This window comes from Variovorax sp. GW822-FHT04E09 (assembly GCF_058800845.1).
In genome coordinates, this window is the sequence record NZ_JBXAMR010000006.1 from 67365 (window position 1) to 91235 (window position 23871).

Here is a 23871-nt window from a genome sequence, read left to right on the forward strand (position 1 = left end):
CTTAGCCTTGCGCCTGTTTCAACTCTGCCTCCACTCGCGATGTCCACCCTTTTCGACCCCGTCCAGGCCGGCGACCTCCAGCTCGCCAACCGCATCGTGATGGCGCCGCTCACGCGCAACCGCTCGCCCAACGCGATCCCGCCCGACATCGCCGCCACCTACTACGCCCAGCGCGCCAGCGCCGGCCTGCTCATCACCGAAGCCACCGCCATCAGCCACCAGGGCCAGGGCTACGCCGACGTGCCCGGCCTCTACGGCACCGAGCAGCTCGACGCCTGGAAGCGCGTGACCGACGCCGTGCACGCCGAGGGCGGCAAGATCATCGTGCAGCTGTGGCACGTGGGCCGCGTCTCGCACACCGAACTGCAACCCGGTGGCGGCAAGCCCGTCGCGCCCTCGGCCATCACCGCCAAGACCAAGACCGTGCTCATCAAGGACGGCGTGCCCACCTTCGTCGAAACGTCGGAGCCGCGCGCACTCGACGCGGCCGAGCTGCCCGGCATCGTCCACGCCTATGCCGCGGCCGCACGCAACGCCGTCGAGACCGCGGGCTTCGACGGCGTGGAACTGCACGGCGCCAACGGCTACCTGCTCGACCAGTTCCTGAAAGACGGCAGCAACAAACGCACCGACGACTACGGCGGCGCCATCAAGAACCGCGCGCGCCTGCTGCTCGAGTCCACGCGCGCCGTGGTCGACGCCGTCGGCGGCGGCAAGACCGGCATCCGCCTGTCGCCCGTCACGCCCGCCAACGACGCGCACGACAGCGACCCGCAGCCGCTGTTCACCTATGTCGTGCAGCAGCTCGCGCCGCTGAACCTGGCCTACATCCACATCATCGAAGGCGCCACCGGCGGCCCGCGCGAAATCGCCGACCGCCCCTTCGACTACGAAGCCCTCAAGGCCGCCTACCGCGCCGCCGGCGGCAAGGCCGCCTGGATGGTCAACAACGGCTACGACCGCCCCCTGGCCGAAGAAGCCGTGAAGGAAGGCGACGACCTCGTGGCCTTCGGCAAGCCCTTCATCTCGAACCCCGACCTGGTGCGCCGCCTGCGCGAGCACGCGCCGCTGAACGAGCTGGACAAGGCCACGATGTATGGGGGTGGGATGAAGGGGTATACGGACTATCCGGCGTTGGGCTGAGTCGGCCCTTCGGCGTCAACTTCTTCGCGCTTGCTCCGCCCTTTTTCGCGGGCAGCGCGTGAGGTGACGATTGTTCGCAGTGTGCGCCGCGCAGTCCCTGCAGACTGCGCCGACCTCTCCTCCTCTCAAGGAAGTCGTCGATGCCGCGCACGCTGTCTGTCTCTTCTGCTGCGATCCCTGTTGTTCTTGGTCAGGCTGCACTGGCGCCCGTGCGGCTGTCGGGACATGAAGGGGTCAACAGCCTCTTTGCCTACGAGCTCTTTCTCAAGACCCCGGATGCGCTGGCTCTGTCCGGCGTCTCCTCCGGCGCCGACTTCGACCTGGATGCCTTCATCGGCCAGGAGATCAGCTGCGAGATCGAACTCGATGGCTCTTCGCCTCGCCAGCTCAACGCCCTGATCACCGACGCAGCCCTGTGGGGCGAGGAAGGGCGCCACGCCCAGTACAAGCTCACCCTGCGCCCCTGGCTGCACCTGGCCACCCTGCGCACCGACTGCAGGATCTTCCAGAACCTCAGCGTCGTTCAGATCCTGGACGAACTCCTGGGCGACTACGCCTTCCCCGTGGACAAGCGCCTGATCGAGCACTACCCCGTGCGCGACTACCAGACCCAGTTCAACGAGAGCGACTTCGCCTTCTTCTCCCGCCTGTGCCAGGAATGGGGCATCAGCTACCACTTCGAGCACTCGGACGGTAAGCACCGCCTGGTGCTCTCGGACGCCATGGGCGCCTATGCGGCTGGCGATCCGCTGTACGAGCATGTGGAATCCGCATCGAAGCCCAAAGCGACGCCATCGAGGCCACGGCCTTGAAAGACATCGACGTCGTGAGCACCGAAGACACGGTCTACATCACCGCCAAGAAGAAGGTCACGATCAACGGCGGCACCAGCTTCAGCGAATGGAGCGAAGGCGGCATCCACAACACGCAAACAGTCAAACCGAACACCGTGACGGCGCTGATCGTCTCCAGTTGTGGCGGGCCCATCGGCTACCAAAACCTGGACGGCGAACTCAGCGCCTGGACCGGCCGGCCGCCCGCGGGGACCGCGCTCGATCCCACGACGGGCGAGATCCGGCAGGTGAAGACCGATCGGTGTCATGTCCAGAGCGAGTTCCAGGGCAAGGGCTTCAATGAAAAGCCGCGGTTGGCGGTGGCACTCGACTACCTGCACGCCATGAGCGGCTTGCCCAGGAAAGGCAACATCCATGTGCCATTGCGCTTCAAGCCTGGGTACTTCGGCAAGAGCGGTCAGCTGGAACTGGTCTTGAGCGAGCAAGTGCGCAAGCTGGGGTGTGTGACAGAAGTGAAGTTGTGGGTGTTCGAGAAGAACAACCCAAAGCGTCCCAACGGTTCGCGCGGCGAAACCAAGACCTGGCATCCCATCACGCCCAGCTTGAAAGGCACCACACTGAGCTTCAAGGATGAAGACACGGCAATGCTGTTGTCGATGATGAGCTCCAAGACTGTGAGTTCCAACGGCGCCTTGGCAATGGCGTGGAGTCCCCGATCCGTGGTCGATAACTACCCCAATACCGAGTACGTGACGCTCCGCCAGCGACTGGTTCAGGCCTTCTGTGAAGTGACGCTGAAGGAGCCTAACCCCACCGACGCAGGCGAGAACTGGGCCAAAGACGTGCTCCATGCAGACCCATGGGTGTTTCCTCTGGACATCGCGCTCATCGACGGCAACGTGAACATGGGCGGGTTCAGCCTGGACAAGTCGGACCCGGCGCGTCCGAAGAACGCGGTATGGCATTTCGGACGACCGATGGGAGAGCGTGGGGAAGTGCCGGATTGGGATTTCTTGTCCGACAACTTCCTGAGCAAAGGATATGTCGACAAGAAGTCCGCCATCTGGGTCAACAAGGACCCCGTGCGATAGATAGCCCATGCAACGACGCGACTTCCTTTCTACCTTCGGCTTGACCGCAGCCTCCTTTTTTTTCCCTTTGACCGGATGCTCCATGAGTAGCAAATCCAACATCAAAAATTTCAGCGGGATCTACCGCTATCTGCAGGATCCGGCTTTACGCACTCGTGAAACGGGCGATACGCTGCTGACCATCGAAGGCGCGGAGTTCAGTGGACTCAATCTTCAAGGACTGGTCTGGCGCCATGTGAAATTCGTGAACTGTGACTTTGCGGGTGCCTATGAAATCAAGCTCGATCGACTCGAGAAGAGCACTTTCGAGAACTGCAAGTTTGTCGGCATCCACGGTTTTGGCGACATGGTGGACGTGACCCTTCATCGCTGTGCCTTTGGTGGAGAAACCTATGTGATGGGCTACTCGGACAGCAAGCGCCTGGTTTTCGACGGATGCAATTTCGTCGGAGCAAGCAGCAACCGCAATCACTGGGGTGCAGTGGGCGGCTATGGAGAAGCAGAGTTCGTGAGATGCAAGGGCAAATGGTTTGACTTGAGCGGACTCACCAAGTTGATGATTCGGGACTGTGAGTTCGAAGCCGTTTCAAGCAAGCATGACCCTAGAGAGGTGGCCAATGTGCATGCGCCGGTTTTGATAGAACGTAGTAAGTTGCGCGGCACCTTCAATATGGTCGCGAGTTCAATCCAATCTCTCACCATCCGTGACACCGTCATCGACACACTCGACTTGACCGGCGCCACTATCAAGGAGGGACTCTCGATGGAGCGAGTGCGTGGCGGCACCGTCGAGGCGATAGTCAAAGGCGCCAAACGCCTCACCGTGCGAGATAGCCAGTTCACGCCTCCCGCATCAGGCGAAAAGTTCGCTTTCAGCCTCGCCAGCAACGACGCCCAGGAGGTGCTGATCGAGAACACCTCCATCCTTGGCGACAACATCCTCGTGGACATCGGCGGCGGCCCACATACCGAGTCCCTTGTTTTTCGAAAGAGCAAGTTCACCCGGCTTGACCTGCAGTACGCCCATGCGGCGCATCTGCTTCTGGAGGAATTCGAAGCGAACTCCGTGCGCTTGAACGATGCCCGCATCGGCAAGCTGGAACTGAGTTCGGCCGTCTTTGCCTTGACCCTGGACCTGTCCAACACCCAGGTCCATGAATTCAAGAAAACCGGTGGCACCGACCTGAAGAAGCTGAGCGGTCTCAAGCTCGACGGCTCCAACATCAAGCTGCCGCAATGAACCGCCCCCACGCCAAAAGAATAGGCATGTGCAAGCTCGACGGCTGCCACATCGAACCGACATGACTGGCTGCTTTGCAGATCCATTTTTCCTTCTTCTATGCGGCATCCCATGGCTTCTTCTTGGGTTGCTAGTGGGTGGCATCGTGCTCGGGTTCAAGATGGCACGAGACAAGACAGGATTTGCGAGCTTCGCAGGCGCTCTGATCTTCATCATCTGCCTGCTTTGTGCCTCTTTTCTTCTTTGGGGCACCCTCCTGATCTTCAGCAAGGACCTGTCACTCGGCAGCAACTGGATGGGCACTCGATAGCCGGTGCTCTTGGCCGCACCCACGGCAGTGTCTCCCCGCCGTGAGCCGCAAAACGCCCAAATTGCCTTCGCAGCACGCCGCGCGTACCCTTGGTCATTTGCCGCACGCATCTTCACCATGACGCGCATTGCCGAACGCCTCCACGCCCTGGGCCTCGTCCTTCCTCCTGCCGTGACGCCACCTCCCGGCGTCATCCTCCCCTTCCAGTTCGTCCGCCTCATCGGCCGGCGCGCGATCGTCTCGGGCCACGGCCCGCTCACGGCCGATGGCCGCATCGCTGCGCCGCTGGGCAAGCTCGGCGCAGAGCTGACAGTCGACCAAGGCTACGCCGCCGCGCGCCTCACCGGCCTCGCGATGCTCGGCAGCCTGCAGCGCGCGCTCGGTGACCTGGACCGCATCACCGCATGGACGCGCGTGTTCGGCATGGTGGCCTCGGCGCCCGGCTTTCAGCAGCAGCCGGCGGTCATCAACGGGTTTTCCGACCTGATCCTCGAACTCTTCGGTCCCGAGGTCGGCGCGCATGCGCGCAGCGCCGTGGGCATGGCCGAGCTGCCTTTCGGCATCCCGGTGGAGATCGAGGGCGAGGTCGAGTTCGACGCGTGAGCGTCAACGCTGCGCCCTGGCACCTGCGTCGCGCCACCGCCGACGACGTGGCGACTGTCACCGCATGCGCGGTCGAGGCCTTCCGCACCTACATCCCGCGCCTGGGCCTCACGCCGCGGCCGATGACGCGCGACTACGCGCAGGCCATCGCGCACCTGCAGGTCTGGGTGGCCGAGCGGCCGGAGCAACAGATCGGCGCGGCGCTGCTGCTCGACGTCACCGACGAAGGCTTCCTCATCGACGTGATCGCGGTCCACCCCGACCACCAGGGCAGCGGCGCGGGTCGCGCCTTGCTCGAACTGGCCGAGCGCGAAGCGCTGCGCCAGGGCCACGCGTCGATCTACCTGTTCACGAACGAGAAGATGACCGAGAACCTCGCGCTCTACCAGCGCATCGGTTATGTCGAGTACCGGCGCGAATCGCTCGACGGCCGCACACGCGTCTATCTGCGCAAGCCACTGACAAGCGCGTGAACTGTCAGGCGTCGTCCCCGAAGGTCACGCTCACGCGCAGGCCCGTGGGCTCCGCGGCATCGAGCCGCAGCTCGGCCCCCAACAGCTCGGCATAGCGCGCCACGATCGACAGCCCCAGCCCCGCGCCCTGCCCCAGCTTCTGGCCCGCGGGGCCTTGCGCCCAGCGTTGCATGAGGTCGCGCTGCGCTTCGAGCGGAATGCCGGGTCCGTCGTCGATCACGCTCAGCGTGCGGCCCGCGAGTTCGACGGTGATGGTGCGGCCGCCGTAGCGCAGCGCGTTGTCGATCAGGTTGTCGAGGATGCCCTCCACCAGCGCTTCGTTCGCAAGCACCGTCACGCCGTCGTCAAGGCCGCGCGCGCCCAGGTCGACGCCGCGCGCATCGGCGCGCGCGAGGTGGCGCAGCACGGTCTGCTCGGCCAGCATGTCGAGCGACACGGGCGTACGCTGCAGGTCGGTGCGCGCCTCGTCGGCCAATGCCAGCGCGAGCAGCTGGTCGATCAGGTGGCTCGCGCGCGCCTGCCGTTCGGACACGCGCGTGAGCTGTTCGCGCCACACCTCGGTGTCGTGCTGCGCGAGCCCGTACTCGGCCAGCGCGCGAATGCCGGCGAGCGGCGTGCGCAACTCGTGCGCCACGTTGCCCACGAACTCGCGCTGCGCACGCACGCTGTGGCGCAGACGATCGAACAGCGCGTTGACGGCATCGCCCAGGCGTTGCAATTCTTTCGAGGTCTGCGCCACGGTCACCGGCGAGAGGTCGCGCACATCGCGGGTGTCGAGTGCGCGCTGCAGCTCGCCGAGCGGTCGCAGATCGCGTCGGATGCCGTGCCAGAGCCACACGGCCAGCAGCACGAGCAGCAGAACCTGCGGCGCCATGGCATAGAACAGCAGCCGCTGCACCAGGGCGGCGCGGCTCAGCGTGGTCTGCGCCACGATCACGCGGTAGGGCATGTGCAGACCGGGTTCGGCGTCGTGATCGAGCACGACGGCACGCAGCACGTTCCCGTCGTAGTCGATGTCGGAAAAACGGTAGCGAGAACCTTCGTCGGGCAGCGGTGCCTTCAGGTCGACCCTGCCCGAGATGGGCGTGCCGTCGAGCCGCTGCACCGAGAAGTAGACCTTGTCGGTCTGATCGAACAGCACGGTCGCCACCTCGCGCGGCGTGAGCAGCAGCTCGATGCCGCGTTCACCGGCCTGCACGTTGGCCGACAGCGCATAGGCGTCGTCGAGCATGCCGCGGTCGAAGGCCTGTTCCGAAAAATAGTTGGCGATGACGAGTGCGATCACCGCGCCGGCCATCCAGGTCAGCGCCAGCGGCACCAGCACGTTGCGCAGCACGCGCCGCGTGAGCGAAGGTGCAGTGCGCGTGACCGGTGGGGTGGTGGCCTCGCTCACGGGTCGCTTCTCACACCTCGGCTTCGAGCAGGTAGCCGATGCCGCGCAGCGTGCGGATGCCCGCGCCCGAGCCGAGCAGCTTCTTGCGCAGGCGCGAGATGAAGGCCTCGAGCGCGTTGTCGCCCAGCGATTCGTCAAAGCCCGAGAGCTTGTCCGACAGCGCCCGCTTGCTCACCGTGCGGCCCGGCGGGCTCATGAGTTCCCACAGCACCTCGAACTCGCGCGCCGGCAGGTCGAGCGGTGCGTTCGCGACCGCGAAGCGCCGCGCCTTGCGGTCGAGCTTGAGTTGGCCGAGCACCACGATGTCTTCGGTGCCCTTGGCGCGCCGCACCAGCGCGCGCAGGCGCGCCTCCACCTCGGCGAGGTCGAAGGGCTTGCCCAGGTAGTCGTCGGCGCCGGCGTCGAGCCCGGCGATGCGCTCTTCGGTGCGCCCGCGCGCCGTGAGCACGAGCACCGGCGTGCGGTCGCCGCGCGCACGCGCCTGTCGCAAGGCCGTGAGGCCGCTCGCCAGGCCGCTGGTGGGGCTGGCGGTGGCGGGCAGGTTGAGGTCGAGCAGCACGGCATCGAAGGGCTGCACGCGCCACAGGTGGTCGGCATCCTCGACGTTGGTCGACACGTCGACCCGGTGGCCCGCGTCGGCGAGGCTGCGCAGCATCACGTCGCGCAGCACGGTGTCATCTTCCACAAGCAGGATTCGCATGGTGAGTGAATGAGTGGTGGGTGATTTGTGGGTCTGCCCTGGCGATGGATGCGTCAGCGGCCGGTCAGTCGCTCACCGCGATAAACGCGACATGAGCATACGACACACCTTCCGATGAGTGCACGCGATCCCTCCGATCCCTTGAGCCTGGTGTCCCCCGCCGTGCAGCGCACCGCGGTGGTTCTGCTGCATGGTTTATGCAGCACGCCTGACGAGCTGCTGACCGTGCAATCGACCCTGCAGCGCCACGGGTATGCGGTGCAGCCGCTGTGCATCGCCGGCTACTCGTTCGACGCCGCCGCGCCGCTGCAGCAGGCCGCGCCCTTCGAGCGCTGGCTCGACACCCTCGAGGCGCACGTGAAGGCGCTGCGGCGCACGCACGACCGCGTGATGCTGGTCGGCATCTCGGCCGGCGCCTCGCTGGCCCTGGGCGGCGCCATCCGCTGCGGCCGCGAGGTGGACGCGCTAGTGCTCATGTCGACCACGCTGCGCTTCGACGGCTGGGCCGTGCCGCGCACGCGCTTCCTGCTGCCGCTGGCTTTCTACACGCCACTGGGCCGCTTCTGGCAGTACCGCGAGCGCCCGCCCTACGGCGTGAAGAATGAGCGCGTGCGCACCTGGATCGAGCGCGAGCTGCGGCATCGCCAGGTCTCGCGCGCCGGCAGCGCGGTGATCGGCGTGGGTCACCTGCGCGAGCACGACCGGCTGATCCGCCACGTGCGGCGGCGCCTGAATGACGTGCAGTGCGAGCAGGTGCTGGCGCTGCATGCGCGCGAGGACGAGGTCGCCAGCCTGTCCAACCTCGACCTGCTGGTGCGCGGGCTGCGCTGCGCCTCGCTGCGCACCGTGGTGTTGAACAACAGCTACCACATGATCAGCATCGACAACGACCGCCAGCAGGTGGTGCGCGAGACCCTCGCCTTCGCCGAGACCGTGGCCCACGGCCCGGTGCCCGAACCCGTGTTCCGCGTCCGCGGACTTGCTCTTCACGCCTGAAAGAAAGGAACCTCCTCATGTCTTCCTCTCCCACCTTCAACAGCATCGCCACCATCCTCGAGACCGACTTCCGCGTCGCGCGCACGGCCATCTCGCCGGCCACCGCGCTGTCGGACCTCGGCCTCGATTCGCTGGCGCTCATGGAGTTCGTCTTCGCCGTGGAAGACGCCTTCCACCTGCGCATTCCCGAAGACCGGCTCGACCCGCGCGAAGCCGGCATCACGCTGCAGCGGCTGTGCGAGGTGATCGATGCCGAAGGCGAAGCCGCCGCCGCACGCGCCGAACCCATGGCAGCGGCCGCATGAGCAGCGGCGCCGCCCATGCCGTGCTGGCGGCCACCGCCACGGCCCACACCGCCGCCGCACCCGTGCACGTGAGCGGGCTCGGTTTCATCACGCCGCTCGGACGCAGCATCGAAGCCTTCGACGATGCACTGTTCGCCGGCCGCTCCGCGGTGCGCGCGCAGACCCTCGAGATTCCCGGCATGGACCCGATGGCCATCGCCGCCGCCACCTGCGACTTCGATGCCAGCAGCGTGCGCAGCGCCTCGCGCCTGCCGCTCGACCGTGGCACCGCGATGGCCCTGGCCGCTGCGCAGGATGCTGCGGCCGATGCCGGTCTGGACCTCGACGCCCTCGACCGCGACCGCCTCGGCATCTTCTGGGGCAGCGGCCTGGCCGGCGCCGGCACCTTCGACGCCACCACGCGCGCGCTCTACGGCGAACAGCGCCGCATGCGCCCCACCACCGTGCTCACCGTGATGCCCAACGCCGCAGTCGCCGAACTGGCGCTGCACTTCGGCGCGCGCGGCGCGGCGCTGGCCTATGCCTGCGCCTGTGCTTCCTCCGCGGTGGCCATCGGCGAAGCCATGCGCGCCATCCGTGGCGGCTGGATCGACATCGCCATCGTCGGCGGCCACGACGCCATGCTCACGCCCGGCGTGATGGCCAGCTGGCACGCGATGCGCGTCATGGCCCCGCCGCCGGCCGATGCGCCCGCCACCGCCTGCCGTCCGTTCTCGGGCGACCGCGCGGGCTTCGCCATCGGCGAGGGCGCGGCCGCGCTGGTGCTCGAATCGGAAGCCCATGCGCGGGCGCGCGGCGCCGGCGCACAACCCTTTGTGCTCAGCGGCTACGCGAGCAACTGCGACGGCACGCACATCACCCACCCCGACCCGGCCGGCCAGGTGCGCGCGATGCGTGCCGCGCTGCGCGACGCCGGGCTCGTGCCTTCGGACATCGGCCACATCAACGCCCACGGCACGGCGACGAGCGCGGGCGATGCCGCCGAGGCTGCGTCGATCGGTGAACTGTTCGGCAACGCCGCACCGGTCAGCGCGACCAAGGCGATCCACGGCCACGTGCTGGGCGGCGGCGGTGCCATCGAACTCGTGGCCGCACTGCGCGCACTGGCCCGCGAGACCCTGCCGCCCATCGCCCACCTGCACACGCCGGATGCCGCGTTCGGCAACGTCGACTTCGTGCGCGGCGCGGCGCGCGAGGCGCGGGGGCTGCGCCATGTGCTGTCGAATTCTTTCGCCTTCGGCGGCACCAACGCGGTGATCGTGGCAAGCCGGCGCGTCTCGGAGAGTTGAGCTTCAGGGGGAGGACAAAGGCGGTGCGGTCGTCTGCACCGCCTTGCTATGCTCGGCCGCATCCTGCCTCGCAGACCTCCCAGAAGAAGCGCGACATGCCCCTGCACCGCCCTGCCGTCCCCTCGGACTTCGACGCCGTCTTCGATCTCTACATGCACGAGCGGGTCGTGCCCTACCTGGGCTACGACCCGATGCCGCGCGACGACTTTCGCCCGATCTTCCAGGGCCTGCTCGACAGCCGTGGCTTCTTCATCTTCGAAGTCGATGGCCAGCTCGCCGGCTTCTACCGCGTCACACGCTACCCGGGCCGTGCGCAGCATGTGGCGAGCCTGGGCACGCTCGCGGTCGATCCCGCATTCCATGGCCGTGGCATTGCACAGACCATGGTGACCGACGTGCTCGCGCGGCTGAAGGCCGAAGGCGTTCGCCGCGTCGAGCTGATGGCCGAGAGCGACAACGCCACGGCCCTGCGTTTCTATGCCCGGCTGGGCTTCGTGCAGGAAGGCACGCTGCGCCAGTTCTACCGCCGGGCCGGAGCAGCGGACTTCATCGACGAGCACCTGATGGCGCTGCTGTTCGACTGATCCACTGTTCGGTCAGTGGTGTTGTGGGTGCTTGGGCTTCCATCGCCGCAGCAACAGCGCATTGGCCATCACGCTCACGCTCGACAACGCCATCGCCGCGCCGGCCACCACCGGGCTCAGCAAACCGAAAGCCGCGAGCGGAATGCCGGCCACGTTGTAGGCAAAGGCCCAGAACAGGTTCTGCCGGATCTTCGCCACCGTGCGGCCCGAGAGCTCGAGCGCTTCGGCCACGAGCGCGAGGTCGCCGCGCATCAGCGTGATGCCGGCCGCTTCCATCGCCACGTCGGTGCCGCCGCCCGACGGCGCCATCGCGATGCCCACATCGGCTGCGGCCAATGCGGGCGCGTCGTTCGCGCCGTCGCCGACCATCGCGACCACGTGGCCGTTCTTTCGCAGCGCGCTCACCTGCTCGGCCTTGTCGGCCGGCAGCACGTCGGCGCGCACGTCCTCGGCTGGAATGCCCAGGCGGGCCGCCATCGCCTGCGCCGCGCGCAGGTTGTCGCCCGAGATCATCACCACGCGCAGGCCGCGCGCACGCAAGGTGCGGATCGCTTCGGCAGCTTGCGGCTTCGGCTCGTCGGCGAAGGCCAACAGCGCCTGCACATGCGCGGAACCGGCATCGTCGAAGCGCAGCAGCGCGGAGACCGTGGCGCCCTGCGACTGCAGGCGCTCGATGTCGGCTTCGGCCGGCATCGCGTCGAGTTCGCGGCACCAGCGCAGGCTGGCGATGGCCCAGGTCGCGCCGTTCACTTCGCCGCGCACGCCGCGACCCGGCATCGCCTGCATCGCACCGAGCGGCGGCGCCTGTACGCCGCGTTCGGCAGCGGCAGACAACACGGCGCGTGCGAGCGGATGTTCGCTGCCGCCTTGCAGGCTGGCGGCCGTGGCGAGCAGGTCGTTCTCCTTCGCCAGCGCCCCCGCCGCGGGCAGCAGCGCCGTGAGCACGGGGCGGCCCACCGTCAGCGTGCCGGTCTTGTCGAAAGCCACGGTGTCGACGCGGTGTGCAATTTCCAAAGCCCGTGCGTCCTTGATGAGGATGCCGTGCTTCGCGGCCACGCCCGTGCCCGCCATCACCGCCACCGGCGTCGCCAGGCCCAGCGCACAGGGACAGGCGATGACCAGCACCGCCACCGCATGGATCAGCGCGGTCTCGACGCCGGCACCCGCGACCATCCAGCCCGCGAAGGTGACGAGCGCGATCACCAGCACCACCGGCACGAACACGGCAGCCACCTGGTCGACCATGCGCTGGATCGGCGCCTTGGCGGCCTGCGCGTCCTCGACCAGCCGGATGATGCGTGCCAGCACGCTTTCGGCGCCGACCGCGCGCACCTCGATGACCATGCGGCCATCACCGTTCACTGCGCCACCGGTCAAGTTGTCGCCGGGATTCTTGGCCACTGGCAGCGGTTCGCCGGTGAGCATCGATTCGTCCACCTCGGACTGCCCTTCGAGCACACGTGCATCGGCCGGCACGCGTTCACCGGGGCGCACGGCGAGGCGGTCGCCGACCATCACCTCGGCCAGCGGCACGTCGCTTTCCTTGCCGCGTGCGTTGATCAGGTGCGCCACTTCGGGCCGCAGCTGCTGCAGCGCGCGGATCGCCGAGGTGGCCTGGCGCTTGGCGCGCGCCTCGAGCCACTTGCCCAGCAGCACCAGCGTGATCACCACCGCCGAGGCTTCGAAATACAGGTGCGGCACCATGCCGTGCCCCGCGTGCTCGCCGGTGGCGGCGCGCCACCACAGCCACAGCGACAGGCCGAAGGCCGCGCTGGTGCCCAGCGCCACCAGCAGGTCCATGTTGCCGGTGCGGGCCTTGGCCGCATGCCAGCCCGCGCGGTAGAAGCGCGCGCCGAGCCAGAACTGCACCGGCGTGGCCAGCAGCAGCTGCACCCAGGGTGGCAGCATCCAGCTCTGGCCGATCAGGTCGCCGAGCATCGGCGCCATCAGCGGAATCGACAGCGCCAGGCCGATGGCCACGGGCATGAAGCCGTGCCAGGGCGACAGCGCGGCGGCCTCGTCCTGCGCGGTGCTTTCGGCGCGCGGCTCGTAGCCGGCGGCGCGCACGGCGCGGCGCAGCAGCAGGGCCATGTCCTCGCCGCCGGTGGCCACGATGCGGGCCGACTCGGTCGCGAGGTTGACGCTCACGTTCTGCACGCCGGGCACGTTCTTGAGCGCGCGCTCCACGCGCATCACGCACGAGGCGCAGGTCATGCCGCCGACCGAGAGGTCCAGCGTGGCGGCGGCCGCGGAAGGTTGAGGCTGAATGTGTTCCATGGTCCCGAGGCTAAAGCCTGACACCATGGCAAGGTCAAGCGCGGTGGCTTCAAAGCCCTTGGCTGGACGTTGACATCGTGAGAGGGTTGAAACTGGCGTTGTCCCCGATTCGGGTGTTCAATCCTTCCACCCTTCATTCATTCCGACAAGGAGCAACGACGATGAGCCAGAAATTCCAGGTCTCCGGCATGAGCTGCAACCACTGCGTGGAGGCGGTGCAGGACGCGGTGCAGACGGTCGACCCGCACGCGCAGGTCACGGTCGATCTCGAAACCGGCCATGTGGACGTGTTGAGCCAGCAGCCGCGCCAGGACATCGTGGTCGCGATCGAGAACGCCGGCTACACCGTTCAATGATGACGGCGACCTCCGCCCACGGCCGCCAGGTCGCCATCGGCGAGGCCGCGCGGCTGTCGGGCGTGTCGGCGCGCATGGTGCGCCACTACGAAGGCCTGGGCCTGCTGCCCGCGGTGGCACGCACCGAGAGCGGCTACCGCCAGTACAACGACGCCGACATCCACACGCTGCGCTTCATCAAGCGCTCGCGCGACCTGGGGTTCTCGATGGAAGAAATCGCCGAACTGGTCGGCCTGTGGCACAACCGCCGCCGCGCCAGCTCGAGCGTCAAGCGCATCGCGCAAAAGCACTTGGGTGAACTGGAACAGCGCATCGCCGACATGCAGTCGATGCGCAGCACGCTGGCGCACCTCGTGCATTGCTGCCACGGCGATGCGCGGCCGGATTGCCCCATCCTCGACGACCTGAGCCAAGTCTAGGTACTCCCCCAGGCTTCGCGCACTTCGTGTCGCTGCGCCAACCCCCTCGCCGGGGGCGATACCGGTGGCCCGGCAAAGCCGGTTCCACGGTATCCCTGAAAAAAGTCAGGCGTTCTTGACCAGCGACAGCACCTGGCTCGTGTCGAGGGTGCGCGCGCGTTCCTTGATCGCCGGCAGGTACTGCGTCTGCAGGCCCTGCCCTTCCTTCACCACGCTGGAGAACGCGTCCTTCAGCATCTGCGTGGAGAGCGTGCGCCCGCCCGCGTAGTAGCGCTTGGCCACGTGGCCCAGCGCATAGGTCGACGCGAAGCTCATGCCCGAGCTCACGGCCTGCTTGCCGAGCCCGCCCAGCAAACCGCCGCCGACCTTGCCCAGCAGGCCGCCGAGCAGCTTGCGCCCCGCCTGCTCCAGGTACTGCGAGGTCAGGCCCACGCCCACGGTGGCCAGGAAATCCTTGATGTGGCCGGTGTCCAGCTGGTAGCCGTGCGCCTGCCCGATGCGGTAGACCAGCTTCATCTGCAGCGGAATGATCGCCATGGTCGACAGCGTCTCGGGCAGCAACTCGAGCGCGCCGTTGAGGATGGCGGCGTTGAGGATCGCGCGGTCGAGCTCGGTGCTGTCGGGCGCCTGCGGCGCCGCGGGGGTTGCCGCCGTTGCAGCCGTTACCGCCACAGCCGCCGGTACCGCGGCGGCAATGTCTTCCGCCCGCTGCGAGAACTGCACCGCCGAGGCGTCCAGGCCGAGCGAACTGCGCACGTCCATCAGGAAGAGCCGCTCCGGCTCCGACTGCACGCCGTCGGCGTCGCACATGCACACCGCCATCTCGTACGCCAGCTGGCGCGACTCGGCACTTTTCAGCTCGCCGGCCACCGAGGCCAGCGACACCCGCTTCATCAGCACGTCCTGGTAGATCGTCGGCAGGTTCACACCGTCGGCCTGCGACAGGCCCTCGGCGATCCGCTTGATCTCGGCGCGCTCGCGTTCGTGCTTCTCGCCGTCGACGAAGGCCGCCAGCAGGCTCAGGGTGACGATCGCTTTTGTTTCAGAAGGTGTCATGTTCGAGTTTTTTCGTCATGTGAAGGAGCGGATTGGGTCCGCGCGGCGCCCGAAGGTTCCTCCACGCGTTCTCCCCACAAAACTGGGGCAACTCTGTGGATAACCCCGGCACTGCTCTGTAGGGGCGTCGCAAGTCATTGATTTGCAATGGAAATCTACAGCCTGCTCAATTAACAGGCAATGAATTTCTCGGCCCGAAAACCGCCTTTCGCAGAATTGGCGAAGGCTGTCAAAGGACAACTCTGGGGAGAGTTTTTGCACAAGCCATCGGTTATCCACAGGGCCGACGGGTTACCCCATGTTGTCCAAGTTGCGGGTACACCACGGAAGCGCGGGTGCGCACAGTGACGCGGGCATGACAAGTCGTTGTCACGTCAAGGAAAAAGCGACCTTTCCACAGACGGGTGCGACCCTTATCTACTACTACTAATTTGAATAAGAAGAATAAGAAGACAGGAAGAGGAAAAGCCGCGCCCGAAAAAAAAAGCCACGAAAGGCCGCGCCGGTCCCCAGCGCCTCGGGCGAAAAACCGGGCACGGGTCGTTCGTGGCCCTCGCTAACATCGCCGGATGAGCTTCAAACCCCGGATCCTGATTGCCGAAGACGAATCGGGCATCGCCGACACGCTCCAGTACGTTCTGAGCAGCGACGGTTTCCAGCCGATCTGGTGCGCCACGGCCGAAGAAGCCATTGCGCAGTTCGCGCAGGAGCGCCCCGCCCTCGCCATCCTGGACATCGGATTGCCCGACCTGAACGGCTTCGAGCTCTTCAAACGCCTCCAGGCGCTGAACCAGTCGATGGGCGGCCCGGAGGTACCGATGGTGTTTTTGACGGCCCGCAGCGACGAAATAGACCGCGTGGTGGGCCTCGAACTGGGTGCGGACGACTACATTGCCAAGCCGTTTTCACCCCGCGAGCTGGTTGCCCGCGTGCGCACCATCCTGCGGCGCAGCGCCAGAAACGGCCCAGGAAGCCCGCCAGCGGCCGCAGCGCCGATTCATGGGGTACCCCATCAAAACGCGCCGGCGCCGCCTCCAGCGGCGCCACAGACCCCCGCAACGCCCTTTTCGCTCGACAGCGAGCGCATGCAAATCCGTTACTACGGACGGCTGCTGGAACTCTCGCGCTACGAATACGGCCTGCTGAAACTCATGGTCCAGCGCCCGGGGCGCGTGTTCACGCGCGACGAACTGCTGCAACTCGTCTGGGACGACGCCAGCGACAGCTTCGACCGCACGGTCGACGCGCACATCAAGACGCTGCGCGCCAAGCTCAAGACCATCGCGCCGGAGGTGGAGCCGATCCGCACGCTGCGCGGCACCGGCTACGCGCTGCACGAAGATCTGCCTGCCAGCAGGGAATGACCCGGCGCACGCGGATCTTCATAGGCATCCTGCTGATCTACACGGCGGGCATCGCCTTCCTGCTGTACCGCGTCGTTTCCGACATCGACCCGCGCTACCGCGAGTCGGCCGAGGAATCGCTGGTCGAGACCTCGCAGCTCATGGCCAGCCTGGTCGAGCAGGACGTGATCGCCGGCGCCATCAACACGGCGCGGCTGGAGCCGCTGTTTCGCAGCGTCTACACGCGCGAGTTTTCGGCCCAGATCTACAACCTGCACAAGAGCCGGGTCGAGCTGCGCGTGTACGTCACCGACCGCACCGGCCGCGTGATGTTCGATTCGCTCGGCCGCCACCTGGGCAACGACTATTCGCAGTGGAGCGACGTGAAACGCACGCTCGGCGGCCTGTACGGCGCGCGCACCTCGCGCGACGTCGACGGCGACCCGCGCACCTCGGTGATGTACGTCGGCGCGCCGATCCGCTGGAACGACGAGATCGTCGGCGTCGTCAGCGTCGGCAAGCCGGTGCAGAGCTTCGGCCAGTTCGTCGAAGACGCACGCGTGCGCACCATCTGGGTCGGCGTGGGTTCGGCGCTGGCGCTGCTGCTGCTCACCGTGATCGTCTCGGTCTGGCTGGTGCGGCCCTTCGGCCTGATCCGCGACTACTGGACCTGGGTGCGCGCGCAGCGCAGCCTGAGCCTGTCGCGCATGGCGCGGCGCGCGGTCGACGCGGTGCGCACCGGCTTCGGCGAAATGCGCGATGCGCTCACCGGGCGCAACTACGTGGCCGACTATGTGCAGACCTTCACGCACGAAGTGAAGAGCCCGCTCTCGGCCATCCGCGGCGCGGCCGAGCTACTGCAGGAACCGCAGATGCCGCACGACCAGCGCGAACGTTTCCTGAAGAACATCGAACGCGAAACCCAGCGCATCCAGGAAATCGTCGACCGCATGATGGAGCTCACCGCGCTCGAAACGCGGCGCACGCTCGACCGCACCGAACCCGTGGCGCTGGGCCCGCTCATCGAGGACATTGCCGCCAGCGCGCAACCCGCTGCGTCGCGACGCAACATCCGGTTGATCGTGAACATCCGCGAGCCTGCGCGCGTCGAAGGCGATCCGTTTTTGCTGCGCCGCGCGATCAGCAACCTTCTCGACAACGCTCTCGACTTTTCACCGCCCGACAGCGAGGTGCTGCTGACGCTGGAAACCACCTCGCGCCTGGCGCGCATCAACGTGCGCGACCACGGCCCGGGCATTCCGGACTACGCGCAGGAAAAAGTCTTCGAGAAGTTCTACTCGCTCGCCCGACCGCACAGCCAGAAGAAAAGCACGGGCCTGGGGCTGGCGTTCGTGAAGGAGATCGCGACCCTGCACCGGGGCCGCATCGACTTGGGCAACGCAACGCGTGGCGGCGCCGTGGCGACGCTCACGCTGCCGCTGCTGTCAACCCATCACTGACCCACGAGCGCGCGGTAGGCCTCGCGCGTCTCGGGGCTCACGGCGTCGAGCAACTGCTCGTACGACGTCTGGTGCCGCGCCAGCATGCGTGCCGACGCAACCGCCTTCGATTTGCAGAACCAGTGGCAGGTGTGCTGCATCAGGAACAGCTCGGCCGACATCGTGAAGGCCTTCGATTTCGGTGAGCGGCCGGCGGCATTTTTTGCCACGCCCGCGATGCCGCGCGCATGAATGCGCAATGCCTCGCGCAGGTCGAAGCTGGCGGAAGGGAACAGCGTGGTGGCGAACGGCAAGGCCACGGGCAGCCGGCTCACGCGCGTGTCGGCTTCGGGTTCGCGCGCCAGTTCGGCAGCGAAGGTCTCGAACTGGCCGGCGAGTTTTTCCTCGGTGGCGTCGAGCAGGTGCCAGATCTGCTGGCGGCGCTCGGCGTCGTCTTCGCCGAGGCAGCGCAGATAGCCCTGGGTCAGGCTCTCCATCAGCTTCTCGATCTGGTAGCGGCCCAGATGGCGACCGAGCAGCGCGATGCGCTGGCGCTGTTCCTTGGATTTCAGGATGTAGAAGCCGGAGGCGATCAGGGCCACCAGGGTGAGGATTTCCATGGATGCGAGAAAAGGGGAGAAAAGAGAAGAGACAAAAAAAGAAGCGGGGGCCGCGGCACCGAGTGTAGGCACCGCAGACCGCCCGCGTTTTCCTTCTGCTGGATCGTCTTTTCGTGAAACACCGCGGAACCGGCTTTGCCGGGCCGCTGGTGTTGCCCCCGGCGAGGGGGTTGGCGTAGCGACACGAAGTGCGCGTAGCCTGGGGGAGTGCCGTTACCTGAAGAAATCGAGGATGCGGTTGCGTTCCTCGGGCGGTGGCGGCGCACCGACCGGCGCGCCCGTCAGCACTTCCACCGGCTGGATCGGCTGCTCGGCGCTTTCCAGGCCCAGGCTCGCCACGTTGTGGCCCGGCGTGAAGTCGTCGAAGTACCACTCGCCGTCGATGCTCACCACGCCGGGCGGTTCGGCCGGCAGGGTCACGGGCACGCCGCGCAGCGCCGACTGCATGTAGCCGATCCAGATCGGCAGGCTCAGGCTGCCGCCGGTCTCGCCGCGCACGCCGAGCTGGCGCGGCGTGTCGTAGCCGACCCAGGCGATGCCCACGCGCGTGGGCTGGAAGCCCGCGAACCAGGTGTCGAAGGAGTCGTTGGTGGTGCCGGTCTTGCCGTACAGGTCGTCGCGCTTGAGCGCCTGGTAGGCCTTGAAGCCGGAGCCGCCCTTGACCACGCTCTGCAGCAGCGATTCCATGATGAAGGCGTTGCGCGCGGGAATGGCGCGGCGGCTTTCGTCGAGCACCGGGGGCTCGGTTTCCATCAGCACCTTGTCCTTGAGGTCGGTCACGCGGGTCACGAGGTACGGGTTCACGCGGTAGCCGCCGTTGGCGAACACCGAATAGCCCACCGCCATCTGCATCGGCGTGACCGAGCCGGCGCCCAGGCCCATCGGCAGGTTGGCCGGGTGCTTGTCCTTGTCGAAGCCGAACTTGGTGACCCAGTCTTGCGCGTAGGGCGCGCCGATCGACTGCAGCACGCGCAGCGTGACCAGGTTCTTCGACTTCATGAGCGCGTTGCGCAGCGGCATCGGGCCTTCGAAGCCGCCGTCGAAGTTCTTCGGGTCCCAGGGCTGGCCGCCGTTGGCGGCGGCATCGAACACCAGCGGCGCGTCGTTCACCACGGTGGCGGGCGTGAAGCCCTTTTCGAGCGCGGCCGAATAGATGAAGGGCTTGAAGCTCGAACCCGGCTGGCGCCAGGCCTGCGACACGTGGTTGAACTTGTTCTTGCCGAAGTCGAAGCCGCCGACCAGCGCCGTGATGGCGCCCGTGCGCGGGTCCATGCCGATGAAGGCGCCCTCCACTTCGGGCAGCTGCGTGATCTCCCAGGTGTTCTTGGGCGTCCTGGCGACGCGGATCACGGCGCCGCGGCGGATCTTGATGTTCGGCGGCGCCTTCGCGGCCAGGCCGGACTGCGCGGGCTTGAGGCCCTCGCCCGAGATCTCGAAGGCTTCGCCGTTGGCGCGCACCGCCGTCACTTCTTTCGCGCTGGCTTCCAGCACCACGGCCGAGATCACGTCGCCGTTGTCGGGGTGCTCGGCCAGGGCTTCGTCGACCGCCTCGTCGATTTCCTTCTGGCCGCTGGCCGGCAGGTCGACGAACTTCTCGGGGCCGCGGTACACCTGACGGCGCTCGTAATCCATGATGCCCTTGCGCAGCGACTTGTACGCCGCGGCCTGGTCGGCCGCCACCAGCGAGGTGTAGACCTTCATGCCGCTGGTGTAGATGCTGTCGCCGTACTGCGCGTACATCATTTGGCGCACGGTCTCGGCCACGTACTCGGCGTGCAGGCGGTTCGGGTCGGCGGCGTCGCGCAGGTGCAGTTCTTCCTTCTTGGCTTCGGCCGCCTGTTCGGCGGTGATGAAGCCGGTTTCGTGCATGCGGTCGATCACGTAGAGCTGGCGCGCCCGCGCGCGGCGCGGGTTGGCCACCGGGTTGTTGGCGCCGGGCGCCTTCGGCAGGCCGGCGAGCATGGCGGCTTCGGCGATGGTCACCTGCTGCAACGGCTTGCCGAAGTAGGCCTCGGAGGCGGCGGCGAAACCGTAGGCGCGGTTGCCCAGGTAGATCTGGTTCAGGTAGATCTCCAGGATCTGGTCTTTGCTCAGCTGCTGCTCGAGCCGGAAGGCCAGCACGATCTCCGAGGCCTTGCGGCTGAGCGTGCGCTCCGAGCTCAGGTAGACGTTGCGCGCCACCTGCATCGTGATGGTCGAGGCGCCCTGCTTGCGCCCGCCCTTGAAGCTGGCCACGGCCGCGCGCGCGAAGCCCTTGTAGTCCACGCCGCCGTGGTCGTAGAAGCGCGCGTCTTCCACGGCCAGCACGGCGTCCTTCATGACCTTCGGAATGTTCGCGAAGGGCGTGAGGTTGCGGCGCTCCTCGCCGAACTCGCCGATCAGCGAACCCTCGGCCGTGTACACGCGCAGCGGCAGCTTGGGCCGGTAGTCGGCCAGCTCGGAAATGTCGGGCAGCTTCGGGTAGATGGCGACCACCCCCACGATGGCGGCGCCCAGCAGCGCGACGGCGCCGGCACCGGCCGCGATGGCGCTCCAGCCGGCGATGCGTTTCCACGGGAGCTGGTGCAGCGCACCGGCGGGTTGGGAAGGGCGAGGTTCTTGGGACATGGGATGGGGGCTAGCGAAGAGGTTGGAGCCGTGGCGCGCGCGGGCGTTCCGTCACCCGGGGATCGAGCGCGCCGCGCCGCACGCCTTCCAGCGCGCAGTGCATGGCATCGAAATACTTGTCGTGGTCGTAGGCGATGAGCAGCAGGTCCACCCCGGCGTCGAGTGCGCCCAGCGTGGCGTTGCAAAGACCTCGGTTGTAGGCCCCGCCCATCGTGAGGTCGTCGGTGACGAGCAGGCCCTGAAAGCCCCATTCGCCTCGAATCACCTGCCGCACGATTTTGCGTGAGAAAGAGACCGGCGCGTCCGCGTCGAGTTCCCGAAGGATGACATGGCCGAGCATGATCGCGGCATCCGAATGTTTCGACACGTCTTGAAACGGCTTCCAGTCGTGCGCGGCCAGCCGGGCCACGGGCGTGTGCAGTTCGGCACCCATGTGGTGCGTGTCCTCGGTCACGCCGGCCAGGCCGGGAAAGTGCTTGAGCGTGCCGCGCACGCCAGCCGATTCAAGGCCTTGCTCGTAAGCGAGCGCCACCTGCGCGGTGACGTCGGGGTCGCTGGAAATGGCGCGTTCCTCGATGCGGGTGTGCAGGTCCCAGCGGCCCGGGGCGCGGCCGGGGCGCAGGTCGACCACGGGGCTGAAGTTCAGCGTGATGCCCAGCGCGGCAAGCGCCCCGCCCTGCTGCGCGCCGTAGGCGCGGGCACGTTGCAACAGTTCGTGTGCGGGCACGTCGGCCTCGAGCAGGCTGGCGAGTGCCGGCTGGCGGGGCACCATCGGCGACAGGCGCGAGACGCCGCCGCCTTCCTGGTCGGTCGCCACCACCAGCGGCGGCAGGCCGGCCGCCTGTCGCAGCGCCTGCAGGCTGGCAATTTCCGCGCGCAGCGTGTCGGCGCTGCGGCCCTTCACGTTGCGGCCGGTGACGAAGATGCCGCCGATCAGGCCCCGGCGGGCCAGCTCGCGCAGGTCGTTCGCGTCGTCGTAGCCGACGATGAAGCGCGCGCCCAGTGCCTGCGCCACCGGGCCCGAGGCCGCACTCACCTCCAGCCGGTGCTGGCGCGAGGCCAGCTCGTGGCCCAGCGCCGTCAATGTCGCGCCGACCGTCAGGGCCAGCGCCACCACACGGCGCGCACCACGCGCGCTGCGCCAGGCGATCGCGCCGCTGGCGCACAGCGCGGCGAGCAGCAGTGGCAGCTCCTCCTCGCGCAGGAAGCGCAGATGCGGGTCCTTCAGGTGCCAGGCCCAGGCGCACAGCACGGCCAGCAGCAGCCAGCCGAGCACGCCGGGGATGGCGCGCAGCAGCCTCATGCGTCCACCGTGGCCGCCGGCGTGGCCGGGGCGGGTTCGCTGCGGCGCGACAGCGCATACCAGTCGACCTTGCGCGTCACGAGCATCAGCGTGGCCAGCATGCCGAAGATCAGCAGCGCGCCCAGCAGCAGCGCATTGCTTTCCGAGGCCAGCAGGCCGTAGAGCGCGCCGTACAGCAGCGCCACGAAAGCGGCGAACGACAGGCCGCGGCGCCAGCCTTCGAGCACCGCGCTGAAGTACACGGCCAGCAGCGCCACGCTGGCCGCGGCCGCGCCCGCGTAGGCCATCCAGAAGGCGAACTTCTCCGACAGCGCGAGCAGCAGCAAAAAGAACAGCGCGATCGACAGGCCCACCAGTCCGTACTGCACCGGGTGCAGGCGCAGCTTGCGGAACAGCTCGAACATGAAGGCCGCCATCAGCACCAGGCCGATGAAGAGCGCGCCGTACTTGCCGGCCCGCGTGCTCATCGAATACACGTTGACGGGCTGTGCGAGCGACACGTCGAAGGTCTGCAGCGGGCCCGAGGCATGGCGCGACATCGACGCCGAGGGCGCTGTGCGCACGACGGCCGCCGCGGCGTTCTGCGCGGCATCGCCTTCGCCGCCCCACAGGCCGGCGCGCACCTGCTCGCGCGCCGTGGTCACCAGCGAGGACACGCGCCAGTGCGCGTCGAAGCCCTGCGGCGTCACCTCGCGTTGCGTGGCCAGGAAGCGCCCGCCGAAGCTGGGGTGCGCCCACGGCGAACGCAGGTGCGCGGTGGTTTCCTCGGCGATCGGCACCATCGAGAGCGTGTCCTGGCCCACCAGCGAGAGCTTCATGTCGAAGGCCAGCGGCTTGCCCGTCTGCCAGGCGGCGAGCGCGGCGCCCGTGAGCGGCGCGTGGATGCCGTCGGCGTACGTGGCGTTGTCGGGCAGGCCCGGCACGCGCTGGCGAAAGCGCAGCGCCTCGCCGTTGACGGTGAGCGCGGGCGAGCCGTCGAGGCCGCGCAGGTCGCTCACGTGGAAGGCGACGAACGGCGGGCGGAACTCGATCGACGAGCCGCTTTCGCTGTGCGGCACGGCCTGCGGGTCGAAGCCCGCGAAGCCGCCGCCGAGCGCGGCCGTGAGCGTGTAGAACGGAATGCGGAAGATGCCGCGGTAGCGCTCCTGCGGCGCCATGTCGCCCTCGATGTGCAGCTTGTCGGGGAACACGGCGTGCACCATCTCCTTGCTCTGCGGGGCCTGCCCGATCACCTTGCCCTGCGCGTCGCGCAGCGGCTCCATCCAGCGCTCCACGTACGGCACCAGCAGCAGCGGGCCGACCATGGCCTGCGGCCCGGCATAGGACGCGGCGAGTTCGCGCGCGGCCTCCTGCTGGCTTTCGCCGCGGGCGTGGTTCAGGTCGTCGATGCGCGCCAGCGGAATGCACAGCACCAGCAGCAGGAAGAACAGGCCGGCCACCTTGACCAGCACCGAAGCCTGCAGGGCCTTCAACAGTTGAAGCATGGGTTTCTCCCCTCTTTTCCGGGTTTTTTCGTGATGAGGCGCCGAT

22 protein-coding genes are annotated in these 23871 nt (G+C 67.4%); 14 read left to right on the forward strand and 8 right to left on the reverse strand.

From position 1 onward, the window contains the following. The first annotated feature begins 39 nt into the window (after positions 1–39). The 6 genes from AC1RL8_RS23070 to AC1RL8_RS23095 all read left to right on the forward strand — a co-directional run bounded on the left by AC1RL8_RS23070 (position 40) and on the right by AC1RL8_RS23095 (position 5654). Complete coding sequence (locus AC1RL8_RS23070; protein ID WP_492686797.1) at positions 40–1143, forward strand: alkene reductase; 1104 nt, start codon at positions 40–42, stop codon at positions 1141–1143. 140 nt (positions 1144–1283) lie between these two features. Continuing rightward, entirely contained in the window at positions 1284–1955 is a 672-nt protein-coding gene (locus AC1RL8_RS23075; protein ID WP_492686796.1) for a type VI secretion system Vgr family protein, read from the forward strand. After that, positions 1952–3028: a hypothetical protein gene (locus tag AC1RL8_RS23080; protein ID WP_492686795.1), complete on the forward strand. Its 1077-nt coding sequence runs from the start codon at positions 1952–1954 to the stop codon at positions 3026–3028. Before AC1RL8_RS23075 ends, AC1RL8_RS23080 begins: the two co-directional genes overlap by 4 nt. Before the next feature lie 7 nt (positions 3029–3035). Beyond that, the gene (locus tag AC1RL8_RS23085) at positions 3036–4268 is read left to right on the forward strand and encodes a pentapeptide repeat-containing protein (protein ID WP_492686794.1); all 1233 of its coding nucleotides are present in this window, start codon (positions 3036–3038) and stop codon (positions 4266–4268) included. A 427-nt stretch (positions 4269–4695) separates the two neighbouring features. Beyond that, positions 4696–5181, forward strand: a complete 486-nt coding sequence (locus tag AC1RL8_RS23090; RefSeq protein ID WP_492686793.1) for a RidA family protein — start codon at positions 4696–4698, stop codon at positions 5179–5181. Beyond that, the gene (locus AC1RL8_RS23095) at positions 5178–5654 is read left to right on the forward strand and encodes a GNAT family N-acetyltransferase (protein ID WP_492686792.1); all 477 of its coding nucleotides are present in this window, start codon (positions 5178–5180) and stop codon (positions 5652–5654) included. The genes AC1RL8_RS23090 and AC1RL8_RS23095 overlap by 4 nt, the downstream gene beginning before the upstream one ends. A 4-nt stretch (positions 5655–5658) precedes the next feature. Here AC1RL8_RS23095 and AC1RL8_RS23100 read toward each other — a convergent pair whose 3' ends face one another. Beyond that, complete coding sequence (locus AC1RL8_RS23100) at positions 5659–7047, reverse strand: sensor histidine kinase (protein ID WP_492686791.1); 1389 nt, start codon at positions 7045–7047, stop codon at positions 5659–5661. Between the two features lie 10 nt (positions 7048–7057). Next, positions 7058–7747, reverse strand: a complete 690-nt coding sequence (locus AC1RL8_RS23105; RefSeq protein ID WP_056574813.1) for a response regulator transcription factor — start codon at positions 7745–7747, stop codon at positions 7058–7060. A gap of 114 nt (positions 7748–7861) precedes the next feature. Between AC1RL8_RS23105 and AC1RL8_RS23110 the strand changes: the two genes are divergently transcribed. The 4 genes from AC1RL8_RS23110 to AC1RL8_RS23125 all read left to right on the forward strand — a co-directional run bounded on the left by AC1RL8_RS23110 (position 7862) and on the right by AC1RL8_RS23125 (position 10921). Continuing rightward, a complete protein-coding gene (locus tag AC1RL8_RS23110; protein ID WP_492686790.1) occupies positions 7862–8743 on the forward strand; it encodes an alpha/beta hydrolase in 882 nt (293 codons plus the stop codon). 17 nt (positions 8744–8760) lie between these two features. Beyond that, a complete protein-coding gene (locus tag AC1RL8_RS23115) occupies positions 8761–9048 on the forward strand; it encodes a phosphopantetheine-binding protein (RefSeq protein WP_095948423.1) in 288 nt (95 codons plus the stop codon). Next, the gene (locus AC1RL8_RS23120) at positions 9045–10337 is read left to right on the forward strand and encodes a beta-ketoacyl-[acyl-carrier-protein] synthase family protein (RefSeq protein ID WP_492686789.1); all 1293 of its coding nucleotides are present in this window, start codon (positions 9045–9047) and stop codon (positions 10335–10337) included. Before AC1RL8_RS23115 ends, AC1RL8_RS23120 begins: the two co-directional genes overlap by 4 nt. Positions 10338–10432: 95 nt before the next feature. After that, positions 10433–10921: a GNAT family N-acetyltransferase gene (locus AC1RL8_RS23125; protein WP_492686788.1), complete on the forward strand. Its 489-nt coding sequence runs from the start codon at positions 10433–10435 to the stop codon at positions 10919–10921. 12 nt (positions 10922–10933) lie between these two features. Here the strand turns inward: AC1RL8_RS23125 and AC1RL8_RS23130 are convergent, their stop codons facing one another. Further along, positions 10934–13198 carry a heavy metal translocating P-type ATPase gene (locus tag AC1RL8_RS23130; protein ID WP_492686787.1) on the reverse strand — a complete coding sequence of 755 codons (2265 nt, stop codon included), beginning with the start codon at positions 13196–13198 and terminating at the stop codon, positions 10934–10936. Positions 13199–13359: 161 nt separating this feature from the next. Between AC1RL8_RS23130 and AC1RL8_RS23135 the strand changes: the two genes are divergently transcribed. Together AC1RL8_RS23135 and cueR are read left to right on the forward strand one after the other, a co-directional pair. Beyond that, on the forward strand, positions 13360–13554 hold the full coding sequence (locus tag AC1RL8_RS23135) for a heavy-metal-associated domain-containing protein (RefSeq protein ID WP_062473802.1): 195 nt from the start codon (positions 13360–13362) through the stop codon (positions 13552–13554). Beyond that, positions 13554–13973, forward strand: a complete 420-nt coding sequence (gene cueR, locus AC1RL8_RS23140) for a Cu(I)-responsive transcriptional regulator (protein ID WP_062473804.1) — start codon at positions 13554–13556, stop codon at positions 13971–13973. Before AC1RL8_RS23135 ends, cueR begins: the two co-directional genes overlap by 1 nt. A gap of 105 nt (positions 13974–14078) precedes the next feature. Here the strand turns inward: cueR and AC1RL8_RS23145 are convergent, their stop codons facing one another. Beyond that, on the reverse strand, positions 14079–15029 hold the full coding sequence (locus AC1RL8_RS23145; protein ID WP_492686786.1) for a YcjF family protein: 951 nt from the start codon (positions 15027–15029) through the stop codon (positions 14079–14081). 569 nt (positions 15030–15598) lie between these two features. On the opposite strand from AC1RL8_RS23145, the gene creB reads away from it, so the two are divergent. Together creB and creC are read left to right on the forward strand one after the other, a co-directional pair. Further along, complete coding sequence (gene creB / locus AC1RL8_RS23150) at positions 15599–16393, forward strand: two-component system response regulator CreB (RefSeq protein WP_369630754.1); 795 nt, start codon at positions 15599–15601, stop codon at positions 16391–16393. Next, entirely contained in the window at positions 16390–17832 is a 1443-nt protein-coding gene (creC, locus tag AC1RL8_RS23155) for a two-component system sensor histidine kinase CreC (protein ID WP_062473809.1), read from the forward strand. The genes creB and creC overlap by 4 nt, the downstream gene beginning before the upstream one ends. Here creC and AC1RL8_RS23160 read toward each other — a convergent pair. The 4 genes from AC1RL8_RS23160 to creD form a co-directional block, all read right to left on the reverse strand. Further along, a complete protein-coding gene (locus tag AC1RL8_RS23160) occupies positions 17826–18431 on the reverse strand; it encodes a hypothetical protein (protein ID WP_492686785.1) in 606 nt (201 codons plus the stop codon). The two genes, creC and AC1RL8_RS23160, sit on opposite strands and share 7 nt — an antisense overlap. 213 nt (positions 18432–18644) lie before the next feature. Beyond that, positions 18645–21038: a penicillin-binding protein 1A gene (locus tag AC1RL8_RS23165; RefSeq protein ID WP_492686784.1), complete on the reverse strand. Its 2394-nt coding sequence runs from the start codon at positions 21036–21038 to the stop codon at positions 18645–18647. Between the two features lie 10 nt (positions 21039–21048). Then, positions 21049–22341, reverse strand: a complete 1293-nt coding sequence (locus tag AC1RL8_RS23170) for a glycoside hydrolase family 3 N-terminal domain-containing protein (protein WP_492686783.1) — start codon at positions 22339–22341, stop codon at positions 21049–21051. Beyond that, positions 22338–23825, reverse strand: a complete 1488-nt coding sequence (gene creD, locus AC1RL8_RS23175; RefSeq protein WP_492686782.1) for a cell envelope integrity protein CreD — start codon at positions 23823–23825, stop codon at positions 22338–22340. Before creD ends, AC1RL8_RS23170 begins: the two co-directional genes overlap by 4 nt. Between the last annotated feature and the right edge of the window lie 46 nt (positions 23826–23871).